Annotated in this window: 12 protein-coding genes; 3 read left to right on the plus strand and 9 right to left on the minus strand. The window is 32.7% G+C overall.

What is annotated here, in order from left to right:
* Positions 1–1,259 precede the first annotated feature (1,259 nt).
* A complete protein-coding gene (gene dph5 / locus QZV68_RS04975) occupies positions 1,260–2,051 on the minus strand; it encodes a diphthine synthase (RefSeq protein ID WP_296879162.1) in 792 nt (263 codons plus the stop codon).
* Between the two features lie 35 nt (positions 2,052–2,086).
* On the opposite strand from dph5, the gene QZV68_RS04980 reads away from it, so the two are divergent.
* Positions 2,087–3,100: a class I SAM-dependent methyltransferase family protein gene (locus tag QZV68_RS04980; RefSeq protein WP_296879164.1), complete on the plus strand. Its 1,014-nt coding sequence runs from the start codon at positions 2,087–2,089 to the stop codon at positions 3,098–3,100.
* 141 nt (positions 3,101–3,241) lie between these two features.
* Here the strand turns inward: QZV68_RS04980 and QZV68_RS04985 are convergent, their stop codons facing one another.
* From QZV68_RS04985 to QZV68_RS05000, 4 genes are all read right to left on the minus strand, one after another.
* Positions 3,242–3,568: a hypothetical protein gene (locus QZV68_RS04985; RefSeq protein ID WP_296879166.1), complete on the minus strand. Its 327-nt coding sequence runs from the start codon at positions 3,566–3,568 to the stop codon at positions 3,242–3,244.
* Between the two features lie 311 nt (positions 3,569–3,879).
* Positions 3,880–4,092, minus strand: a complete 213-nt coding sequence (locus QZV68_RS04990; RefSeq protein ID WP_296879168.1) for a hypothetical protein — start codon at positions 4,090–4,092, stop codon at positions 3,880–3,882.
* A 148-nt stretch (positions 4,093–4,240) separates the two neighbouring features.
* Positions 4,241–5,170 carry an S-methyl-5-thioribose-1-phosphate isomerase gene (mtnA, locus tag QZV68_RS04995; protein WP_296879170.1) on the minus strand — a complete coding sequence of 310 codons (930 nt, stop codon included), beginning with the start codon at positions 5,168–5,170 and terminating at the stop codon, positions 4,241–4,243.
* 230 nt (positions 5,171–5,400) lie between these two features.
* Positions 5,401–6,321, minus strand: coding sequence for a manganese-dependent inorganic pyrophosphatase (locus QZV68_RS05000; protein ID WP_296879172.1), 921 nt, complete (start codon positions 6,319–6,321; stop codon positions 5,401–5,403).
* A gap of 385 nt (positions 6,322–6,706) precedes the next feature.
* On the opposite strand from QZV68_RS05000, the gene QZV68_RS05005 reads away from it, so the two are divergent.
* Complete coding sequence (locus QZV68_RS05005) at positions 6,707–7,087, plus strand: ATP-binding protein (protein WP_296879174.1); 381 nt, start codon at positions 6,707–6,709, stop codon at positions 7,085–7,087.
* On the plus strand, positions 7,084–8,976 hold the full coding sequence (locus tag QZV68_RS05010) for a PP2C family protein-serine/threonine phosphatase (protein WP_296879176.1): 1,893 nt from the start codon (positions 7,084–7,086) through the stop codon (positions 8,974–8,976). The genes QZV68_RS05005 and QZV68_RS05010 overlap by 4 nt, the downstream gene beginning before the upstream one ends.
* Positions 8,977–9,060: 84 nt before the next feature.
* Here QZV68_RS05010 and QZV68_RS05015 read toward each other — a convergent pair whose 3' ends face one another.
* The 4 genes from QZV68_RS05015 to QZV68_RS05030 form a co-directional block, all read right to left on the minus strand.
* A complete protein-coding gene (locus QZV68_RS05015) occupies positions 9,061–9,927 on the minus strand; it encodes a radical SAM protein (protein ID WP_296879178.1) in 867 nt (288 codons plus the stop codon).
* Positions 9,928–9,993: 66 nt separating this feature from the next.
* The gene (locus QZV68_RS05020) at positions 9,994–10,554 is read right to left on the minus strand and encodes a methanogenesis marker 17 protein (protein ID WP_296879180.1); all 561 of its coding nucleotides are present in this window, start codon (positions 10,552–10,554) and stop codon (positions 9,994–9,996) included.
* Positions 10,555–10,570: 16 nt separating this feature from the next.
* On the minus strand, positions 10,571–11,812 hold the full coding sequence (locus tag QZV68_RS05025) for a methanogenesis marker 15 protein (protein ID WP_296879183.1): 1,242 nt from the start codon (positions 11,810–11,812) through the stop codon (positions 10,571–10,573).
* A gap of 4 nt (positions 11,813–11,816) precedes the next feature.
* Positions 11,817–12,272 (minus strand): methanogenesis marker 5 protein, encoded by a 456-nt coding sequence (locus tag QZV68_RS05030; RefSeq protein WP_296879185.1) that lies wholly within the window; start codon positions 12,270–12,272, stop codon positions 11,817–11,819.
* Positions 12,273–12,276: the final 4 nt, after the last annotated feature.

Below are 12,276 nucleotides of genomic sequence, written 5' to 3' on the forward strand. Positions count from 1 at the left end.
CATAAATAAGTAGTTTTAACATTGAATCTACTGGAAGGGAGTCTCTTCCTTTCTTTTTCTTGGGTTCTTTGATATTTAAAAGTGGAAAAACTTCTTCAACAAATTCCACGACAAAACGAGAAATATGGTTGGCTGGAACATTCTAATCAAGTGTCTTAATACCTAATTTTCTCTGATTCTTATTTAACTTTCTTTTAACCATAAAAAACAACACCAAATCAACTTATACTTAATATAAAATATATACAACAAAGTATATAAACCTAACTATCTAAAAATCAATTAAAACATAAAATAAAAGCAATATGAAATCTAATAACGATTTAAAAAATAAATAATCTATAAAAATTAAAATAAATAAAAATTTAAAAGAATATAGTAAAAATAATAAAAATTAAGCTAAAAAATTTTTTGACGAAAAATCAAAAATCAATTTTGGCGGACACCCTTTACAGTAAAAAAAGAGAAAAAAAGAAAAAATAAGAAATTATTTTTCTTCTTTTTCAATCCACAATAACATTGCCTCTTCAATAGCCTTTGAATACCATCCCGTTTTAAATAGCATCTTACTGGAGGCGATTCTACGAAAATTCAAGTCAATGTCATTATTGATGCTTATAGTTACGCGTTTGTTTTTAGACATACAATTAGATTGTGTATACTAGTTAATAAATGCGTCAGTGTTTTTTTAGGTCAGTTTGATGTGTAAAAACGAATATTAATATAGAAATATCATGTTGCCGAAACAATAATTGAATATAAATACAATATGTAAACATCCTACTTACAGCCAGCATTTTTGAATACAGTTATGAAGAACAGAACCTGCCATCTACCAACATCTGTGCAAAATTTGACAAAAACCTCATTAACCTAGGAGAAGAATTCTTCTTTTTTACTTTTTTACATTCAATATCGCAAACTCCATCAAAAACCCCGCAACACCCTTAAAAAAGAAAACATGTATAGGATTACTAAAAAAATACTAAAAATTTGAATAAAAAATTAATTTTTTATTATCCAAAAAAAATTTAATATGAAATTATTAATGAATAAACTAATAATAATCTCATTAAATTAATGAAAAATAAAATAAAAACATTTATATAATATAAAAATATAACTAATATACGATGTGAAGTAAATTTCATATCTAATGTGAACATCAGTCAACCATTTTATAATCTCCAAAATGTTTAGAATATGTTTCATTATTTGGGAAGTAGAAACACGACTACTTCCACTCCCCCCCTTTTAAACTAATTTTCATTTAAAATTTCAGGGTTAGCTCCTGCTATCTCCACCAAATATTCCGCTTCAACAATATGGAGCTTGGATGGAATTACGATACAATGAAGAGGCCCTCCAAAATCATAATCAATCAGTTCGGAAATTTTACCTGCCTTTACAACGACATCACTGGAGCCGACACGGGCAATCCCCATAGCCAATGTATCTTCCGTAATCAAACCTTCACGATCCAAATCATCCTTAATGCTCATCAAGTACTCCAAACCCTGATTGACAGTCATGTACCTGTCTTTGTGAGCCTGAATATCAAGCAAAACAAGAGTGTGTAAATCCATTCTTAAATTCTCTTCGATAGCTTCATAAGGAGATTTGGGGTAAAAATTATAATCTGGGAAAGGTATTGTTGTCACCTTACCGAACTTGTATCCCTGAAGACCTGAAATCGCAGGCGCTGAAGATAAAATTGAAGATCCGTGAATAACTTCATAATCAATTCCCATTTTACTGCACTGCACTAAAAAATCGCTGTGTGTGGTTGCAATTAAAGGATCCCCTCCAGTAATCAGAGCAACATCAGAAGTTTTTGCCTCTTCAATAAATTTAGACTCCTCTTCAACCTCATTTCTAACCAATATTTCAATTTTTTGACCCACCAATTCCTCAATAGCCTCAAAACTTGAACCGAACAGTCTTGATGTGAAAAATTCAGCGTAAATTTTATCGACATTTTTCAAGCACTCTAAACCCTTAATAGAAATATCCTTATGGTCAAATAAACCTAAACCCACTAAATAAAACATATACATTATATAATAATTTAAACATAATAAATCTTATGAAATGTGTAAAAGTTCCATTAAGACAGCTGAATGATACCCGTGTACAACTGATGGAAAATGGCCAGATGAATATGGAATATAGAATAAAAGCAGGTAATGAATACGGATATATTCCAGTCAATGAAGATGTTGATGATTATGAAATCGTAGACATCGAGTTAGAGCCATTAAAACGAACTGCCCACAATTTTTCTGAATTGCTTGAAGATGAATTGACCTCGGAAGAAATTGAAAACCTCAGAACATCCTTCGATACCATCGGAGATATTGTTATTCTGGAAATTCCTGAAAACCTAATTGGCAAAAAGCAGATTATAGGGGATGCAGCACTTAAATTTACAAAAAGAAAAGCAATTTATATGAAAAAAAGTGCAATAAAAGGAACAATACGCATCAGAGATTTGGAATTCCTATCAGGAGAGGATGACTCCATAACAATCCATAAGGAACATGGTGCAAGATTGAAATTGGATGTCAAAGAAGTTTATTTTTCACCGAGACTCGCAACAGAAAGAAAACGTGTTATGGAAAGTGTTGAAGACGGTGAAAAAATCCTAGACATGTTTTGCGGAATTGGACCTTTTCCAATTGTAATTGCTAAAAACAGAAACGTAGACATAATCGCAGTTGACATAAATGAATCCGCAATCAGATATTTGGATGAAAACATTAAGCTAAACAAACTGAAAGGAAACATCACAACATACTGCGGAGATGTTCGGGAAGTTAGTAAATCATTTAACACAAAATTTGACAGAATAATTATGAACCTCCCAGGTCTTGCATATACTTTCCTTGATGTTGCGGTTGATTTAATTGAAGATGGTGGAATAATCAACTACTATGAATTTTCTGATTCATATGAACAGGGAATTAATCGATTGAAAAGTGCCTGCAGCAATATCGGAAAGGATGTGGAAATCATCAATACCCGCAAAGTCAAATCCACAAGTCCCGGAGAGTGGCATGTAGCCATTGACGGAAAAGTTATTGAAAAATCAGATGATTAATTTAACAGAATATTTTTAAACCTTAAATTATTAATTTTTAAAAAACCATCTTTTTTCTAAATTATTTAATCAAAGTTATTTAAAATCATTACTTCTAAAAATATAAAAATTGAAAAAAAAGAGCAAAATAAAAAAAAATAGTTAGAACTGGATTCTGTTTCCAGTCCAGTCATCATCATCATTGAATGCGTTAAATTTCTTTTCGTCTTCAAGATATTGTTCCATATCCCTATATAATTTAACTCTGAAGATATCCGGATAAGGAATGTACAACATGTCACCGTTTTCGCTGGTTTCCTTCACATAAGTTTCTTCAAACTCAATAATTGATTCGTCTTCTTTATTAAAGTGATGAACTTCATTTGCACATAAAATTTTAAAATGGACAAAATCATCTTTTAACAATTCTTTAACCAAATCTTTTATCAATAAAGGATAATTTGCTGATTTATTACTTTTAATTTCCATACTAAATCCCTCAAACAACATTTAACAAGTTAAAATCTCATAGCATACACAATATCAAAACTGCATATAAGCAAAGAATTATGAATAAATTGCCTAGAAATTATATTAATATTTAAAATTTATTATTTAAATAGTTATTGAAAAACTTTAAACCAAAAAAAATCAATCAAAACAACCAAATAACCACTAAAATAAGCATTTCACCAATAAAAACTAATCTAATTTGAAATAATCTAAAAAAATGTAAAGATTAATATACATTGTTATTGAATTCGAATCACATCAATTATCAGTATCCAATAATTTCAACTTTATCCCCTGCTCAAACAATACTCAACCACATCATGGTCTTCCTTAAGAATATTGCCATCCATTATAGACCGGAAAAATTTGGACTCGAAAGATTCAAGAATAGAACTTTCCTTAATAAGATTGCATGAACCTGTAATGCTTACAATTAAAAAAGATGGGATGTTGAATCCCTTGCGTTTATATTTATCCTCAATTCCATTGCCTTCGGGCATTTTTTGAAAACTTCATTAATAAAATGCCCTCTTGCGGATTTTTAATTGTTATGCATATTGCATCCTTTACGATGAATTCAATATCATCCGCCATATACTCTTAAAAATCGAAAGCATCACCAATTGAAATTCGACCGAAAAATTCTATCTAGATTGGATCTATAATACCTTTTTCAGTAATAATGCCCGTAATCAGCTCTTTTGGAGTTATATCAAATGCAGGATTGATGACTTCAGTTCCTTCAGGGCATATTCTTGCTCCCCCATAATATCTTACCTCATCACCGTCCCTCTCTTCAATAACAGTATCAAAAATAGATATTTCATTATCAAATGTTGAGTACGGTGCAGCCACATAAAATGGAATATCATGATGTTTTGCAGCAAGTGCAACCATGAATGAACCTACCTTATTTACAACACCGCCTTTAGCGATTCTATCAGCACCGATTACAACCTTATCAATTTTACCTTGTGACATTAAAAATCCTGAAGCCACATCCGGAATTAATTTTACAGGAATATTCTCTTGCTGCATCTCCCATACGCTTAAACTGGCTCCCTGACCACGTGGACGAGTTTCATCACAAATCACATCAATATTCTTTCCCTGTTCGTGAGCAGCCCTTATGACTCCCAAAGCAGTTCCATAATCAACACATGCAAGAGCTCCAGCATTGCAATGGGTTAAAATTGTATCTCCTTCGTCAATTACTTCAGCACCAAATTTTCCAATAGCCCTATTTGTTGCCATATCCTCATCATACATTTTCAAAGCTTCTTTCAACGGATCATCACTGTTCAATACCCTATCCACTGCCCAAAATAAATTAACTGCAGTTGGCCTGGCGGCCTTAATCTCATCGGCAGCTTTATCCAAATCAACGCCTTCAATATCTGCAAGAGCCATTCCAAATCCTGCAGTAACTCCAATAGCAGGGGCTCCACGCACAATCATATCACGAATAGCAACAATGACATCCTGATAATTATCACACCAAACATAAGTCAGTTCATCAGGAAGCTTTGTCTGATCAATAAGTTTTAATCTGTTATCTTCCCATTCAAGTGTTTTCATAATTTAACACCCTGTAAAAAAATATGTAAAAAATAGTTGAAAGCATAATTAATTGTTAGTTTCTAAGTCCATTTATAGACAATTTTTTAATTATGCTCTCCGCTAATAATATCCAAAACGGATTGATTAGAGATGTATAAAAATACATCTAATTTATATTTTCATCAAACTAGTTTATAAATCTTTATACGAATGCCAAAAAAATGAATTTTTTTAGAAAAACCTAAATATTATGCATTTTCTGTCATTATTGGCACTACTTGTTTTTTACGTGACACAACACCTTCAAGCAATACAGTATTATCTTTTAATTTGACATCATATGCCTTTTCAACAAGCTCTGCATCTTTACCAAGTGCAATAACCTGAGAATTGCTGTTAACGATATCAGTAATTAAAAGCATGAATAAGTCCAAGTCTTCCTCTTCAATTATTTTATTCATTCCGGCTTCCAATTCATCTTTCATCTCCAAAACATCACTGATGCTTGCTGTATTGACCTGATTTACTATAGACTTGACATCCTTGAAGTCAATTTGTTTTGCATCCAAAGATAAGATTTCATCGATTGAAAAGCTACTTAAGTCAGTCCCAGCCTTAAGCATTTCCAAACCGTATTCCTCTGCATCGATTCCTGCTATTTCAGCAAGTTTTTCAACAGCCAATTTGTCATCATCTGTTGTTGTTGGTGATTTTAAAAGCAAAGTGTCTGAAATGATAGCTGACAACATCAATGTAGCTATTTCTTTGGTTATTTCAACACCATTTTCCTCATATAATTTGCACAAAATTGTTTCAGTACATCCAACAGGTTCAAATCTCAGAAACAATGGATAAGATGTTTCCAAAGCCAGTTTATGATGGTCGACAACTTTTAAAATATTTGCATTTTCCAAGTTATCAACTGATTCAGCAGGAGAGTTGTGGTCAACTAAAATTACATTAGCACCATCTTCAACACCTTCCAAAAGTTCAGGCGCTTCCATGTCCAAATAATTTAAGATAAATTCAGTTTCCTTATTGATATTACCTAATCTGTAAGCTTTTGCTTCACTGTTACCTAATTCATTTTCTAAGTTAGTCATTACTAAACTTGATGTAATAGAATCACTATCAGGACTTTTATGTCCAAAAACATATGTTTCAACCATAGTATCTTTTCCTCAAAATTATACTAATTAAACTATCTTTTTCATCCATATTTAATATTGCGATATATGAATCAAAAAAATCACAATTAAATTTTTAATTATGAATACCCAATTGTTAAACCCAATATTCTAGTATAATTAATTTTACAGAATATCGGTTAGATTAACATTAACGACATTACCTGAATTTCTTCAATTGCCCATAACCCAATTTGAATGACATCAATGAATTAATTATACAAAAAGTTTTTTAAACAAAATATTTAAAATAAATATTGAACAAAAATACAATCAGTAATTATCAGGACATATCTTAAAAAATTATAAGAAATTAACTCGTCTGTCAAAAACAATATTGATACTACAACTACAAAAAAATAGAATAATGACTTCAATAACTTTAAAACCAGAATTATCACAATTGAATACCTTAAACCAGTTTATTTCAAATGAACTTGGAAAGGAAAACCTTCAAGTTAATCTAATTGTTGAAGAAATATTTGTCAATATCATCAACTATTCAAAAACAGACATTATAACCGTTAATGTCGAATTTGACGATAATACAGTGACACTTGAGTTTATTGATAATGGAATAGAATTTAATCCTCTTTTAACTGAAGATCCAGAAACATCAGATAATATTGATGAAGTTAAAATTGGTGGTTTAGGCATATTTTTAACTAAGCAAATGTCTGATGACATGTCCTACGAATACAAAAATAGTGAAAATCACTTGAAAATTGTTAAGAATGTGAAAGAATGAAAAAAAAGCTGAAACAGATTTTAATTCCCTTTATATTAATGATAATTTTTAATTTAGGTGTTTATTATCTGACAAATGGAGAAAATTTAGGGGGAGGGCTAAGCCCACATGTTGGCGTACTATTTGTTTCCGGATTACTATTCGGACCATATGGAGCTATCGGATCTGCTTGTGCCAACCTCATATGTGATATCATAAGAGGATACAATGCAACAATGTTTATACCCTCTTTTATCATTAGTTTTGCAATATCCTATCTGGCATATAAATTATGGTACAGCAACCATAACAAGAGGACCAAAGTTACAAGACCAAAAATAAACAATACAACCAATATCCTCATATTTATAGAGCTCATTCTAATTTGTGGAGTATTATACGGAGTGATGCATGGACAATTGGCTTATCTAGCATATCCTGACACCATTCCAATAAAGAATCTCATCGAATTCAGATACTTCCTAAACTTTATTAACTCAGCATTCGTCTTTGGAATAATTGGAATATGGCTTTCCAATAAACGTGATTTGACACTCATTCCAAAAACATCCAGCAAAAAAGTCAATGAAAAAGCATATCTGGCTTTGGAAATCTTATTGCTCATATCAGTAGCTGCAACAATAGTAATCAACTACAGCATCGATTTAAATAGAAACATCATAATTGCTGAACTTATAGTGACTACATTACTTTTATGTGCATATCTGACAAAGCCAAATACAATTAACGTATCTGATGATAATTCCAGGTCTATCCCTGAAGATATAATGAACATATTCCATTTAGCAATACTATTCATCATAATTATCGGAATTATAATATCCTATGACAGAATAATGATTTCAGCCATTAACAAACTCATCCCATTAAACATAAATGGAATCATGATTTCAATGATGCTGTTAATTGACCTGTTACTGATAATCTTCTTCATTCCATCATTTACTGTTTTAAAATATATTGAAATAAAGGTTATAAATCCAATATTGTCCTTTTCAAAAATTGAAGATTTCATCGAAGAAAATGAAAAAATAGACTCTGAAAAACTAGTGAAAATATATTCAAGATATGCGCCTGAAGAAACAGAAATAGGAACACTTGCCCGTTCATATACTGACCTAATTAAATTTAACAACAACTATATAGACAATATTCAAGACATCCAAGGCGAAAAAAAGAGAATTGAAGCGGAACTTCATATTGCAACAAAAATTCAAGCATCAAACCTCCCAACTGACGTACTTACAAATGACGATTACACTGTTGACGGATATTCAGAACCTGCAAAAGAAGTTGGAGGAGACTTTTTTGATTATTATCCTTTGGATAAAGACCATTTGGTCATTACAATTGGTGATGCATCAGGAAAAGGTGTTCCTGCAGCATTACTTGCAATGAATACACAAGTTATGATAAAGCAGTTGCTTAAAATTGAATTAGATCCCTCAAAAGTCATATATTCCATAAATAACCAATTATGTGAAAATAATTCTGAAGCAATGTTTATAACATTGTGGCTTGGAATTTACAATAAATCCACCGGAAAACTAACTTTTACAAATGCAGGACATAATCCTCCATTAATAAAAGAAAATGGAAAGTTCAAATATTTAAATTCAGATCAGGGAATAGTTCTGGGAATAATGGAAAATTTTGCCTTTAGCAAAAATGAAATAACTTTAAAAGATGAAATAGTGCTATACACTGATGGAATAACTGATGCAAACAATGCCAACAATGAAATGTACGGTGAAGATAGGCTTTTAAACTTCTTTAATTCATTTAAACAGGATGAACCTATTGAACCATTATTAAAAGACATCAATAAGTTTACCAAAGAACAAGAACAATATGATGACATGACATTATTATATCTTAAGACAAAATAATTAATCCACTATTGAAAATGCAATAGAATTTTAATGTCAAAAATAGAAAAAAAAAATAAAAAAGTCAAAATAACTTTTTTAATGTTAGTAATGACTTTGTGGAGTCATTCCTAAATGGTGGTCTTCACTCTTTTTACCAGGTATTCCGTATGCATCTGCCCTGCATTGGGTACAAGCCCTGAATACAGGTATGATCTCTTCAACCTGTTCTCTGACGCTTTCCATCATGGAACAGTCCGGACGAGAATAATGTTTCATTTTAGCTAAAGGAATTAAAGGTAAAACATTCATTAAAGAAGCACCTCTTTTTTTAACTTCCTTGGCTATTTCAACAATATGATCATCATTCAATCCTGGAATCAAAACGGAATTAACTTTGACAACCATACCATTGGCGGCTGCCTTTTCAACACCATCCAATTGGTTTTTAATTAAAATTTCAACAGCCTCATACCCTTTGTATATCTTTCCTTCATAGTTAATGAAAGAATAAATATCTACAGCAATATCAGGGTCTATTGCATTTATTGTAACAGTAACAGAATTTACTCCAATTTCTGCAAGCTTATCTGCATATTTTGGTAGCAAAAGCCCATTAGTACTCATACATTTGATTAGGTCAGGTTGCTCTTTTGCCAATTTTTCAAAGAATTCGAAAGTTTCCTCATTAGCAAGGGAATCTCCCGGACCTGCAACCCCAACAACAGAAATTGGACCATCTGCAGTAACTTCATTAACATGATTAATCGCCGCATCAGGATTCATGACACAGCTGGTGACACCAGGCCTGTCTTCTTCATTGTTTATATCCCTTGTACAGAAGTTACAGAATATATTGCATTTTGGTGCTACCGGTACATGTGCCCTACCTACTTTATCATGCATTTTTTCATTAAAACATGGATGCGCTTTAGTTATATGTGCAAATCTTGAACCTTTGTGTTCAGCCATACTATCACTTCTCCTCTATATAACAACTGTTAATTTGTATTGATACGAACAAATATATAAACTTTTCTATATGCCTTCATTTAATTCAGCGATATACTCATTAGCTTTTTCAATCCATGCATCCTTGATTAGTTCATCAGTAGCCACAACACACACGATATCTTCAGTAGACATATCCTTGATTATCTTAAATCCTTCAGGCAATATTCTAAATACTGCATCGTAAATGCGTCTTTGCAAGTTGGAATGTGGGTCATCAACCACCACGGTTTCCAAATCCATATGGTCACCGGATATTTCCAGCTGATATCTGTTCGGCTGATAGATTTCATCCCTTGAAAATGATCTCCATAGCATTTTCAGGATATTAGGAAGATAATTCTCATTATCAATTAAAATTCTAGTAATGTCATTTTCCTTATCATAAGTTAAATTAGCTACATCCTTAAATAAAACAACACTAGATGTTTTTTTCATTTTAATAGCTAAGACAAATACCGGGTCATCAGGATTGACATAAGCTTTCAAATCATCTACAGAAGACCCAAGAACCAAATCCTGAAATATCTGCTTGATGATGATTTCATAAACTTCAGCACCTCTTTCATCATAGCATTCAACTAACATTAAATCAACCCTTCATCTATTTATCATCTTGTCTGTGTCCCATTCCAGATACTAAAAGAGCTGCTCCTACAGCACCGATATGTTGAGAATATTCAGGTACAATAACTTCGATTCCGCCTAAAGTTTCACTTACAGCTTCAACAAGACCTGAAATCAAACTTGTACCTCCTACCTGAATCAGCGGTTCACGGATATCAATCTCTTGAAGCTGCTGTTCGTAAACCTGTTCTGATACGGAGTGACATGCAGCAGCTGCAACATCCGCTTTGGAACCCCCTGCAGCAAGTGTGGTAACAAGGTCCTGAATACCGAATACAATACAGTAAGAGTTCAGCATCGCTTTTCTCCAGTCACCCTGAACCGCCAAAGGACCTAATTCAGTGATGTCCACATCCAATCTGCGAGAAGTCATGTCCAGGAACCTTCCGGATGCACCTGCACAGATACCTCCCATGGTAAAGTTATCCGGAATACCGTTGTTAACTGTAATAACCTTGTTGTCCATACCACCTATATCAAGTACAGTAGCTTCTCCTTTTTGACAATCTGCCAGGTATACTGCACCTTTAGCATTCACGGACAATTCCTCCTGAATGAGTTCTGCTTTGAACTCCTGACCCATGGTAAACCTACCATAACCAGTAGTTCCAATACCGTCAAGGTCATCCCAATCGTAATCTGTCTGTGAAAATGCTTCTGCAGCTGCAGTTTTTGCAGATTCAATAATGTCTTTAGTGGAAGTCCAACCGGTTCCAATAACCTGGTTGTTTTCCATAAGTACTGCTTTTGTAGTGGTTGAACCTGAGTCGAGCCCAAGGGTAAGACCTTCTTGCTTTTCACGAGCAAGAATACTTCTACGAGTTACTGTAGTAGCCAATGCTTCCATACGAATGAACAGTTCATCCGCCTTTGTCCTTTCAGTAAATGAATAAGTAACTACGGGAATACGAGTATTGTTTTGAATAAATCTCCTCACTTCATTTCTAACCAATGCCGCTTCCGCACATCTGAAACAAGTAGCAATGAATACTGCATCAGGTTTGGATCTGCCTTCAACAATAGCCATAGCCCTTGCAATCATTAATTTTAAACTTGAACTTTGAGCTGAAAATCCAAATTTTTCATAAGATTCATCAATATAATCCAAATCAATTTCAGGAAGAACAATTTCAGCACCGAACTTGTTTGCTGCTTTTTCAATCTCTTTTTGAATTCCACTATATTCTGTTCCACATGAAACTAAAGCAATTTTAACCATATTATTATTCCTCCCCAACAGTTTCTTCAAGTGAATCTACAAATTCATTTATCTTATTCACCATAACATATGTTTCATCCTGATTAGTTGGATAATCCAATTCCAAAACAGGAATGCCCTTATTTCTGAGTAAAAATATTGACAGTTCATTAGTTCTTGCACAACCAATACATCCAAAACCATAAGGAGCCCCATCAACCACAATAGCCGCTTCCGCTTCGTCTATAATTGGCCCGATAATTGCCATTCTTCCACGAACACCGGAAGGAACTTCAATAGCGGCGTATTTAAGTCCTTTAATTGGATCCTCTTCGGTAATATTCATTGGTGGAGAATCAATTTCAGGGTCTTTAATTTTTTGTCTGATTTGTTTTTGTAAAACTAAAGGAGTATGACCTTTTCTTTCAAGTAAATCTGCTAAGATTAATGAGTTTGGAGGATAAACAGCGATTTTAACCATAATT

The organism is uncultured Methanobrevibacter sp., from assembly GCF_902801725.1.
Lineage (GTDB): Archaea > Methanobacteriota > Methanobacteria > Methanobacteriales > Methanobacteriaceae > Methanocatella.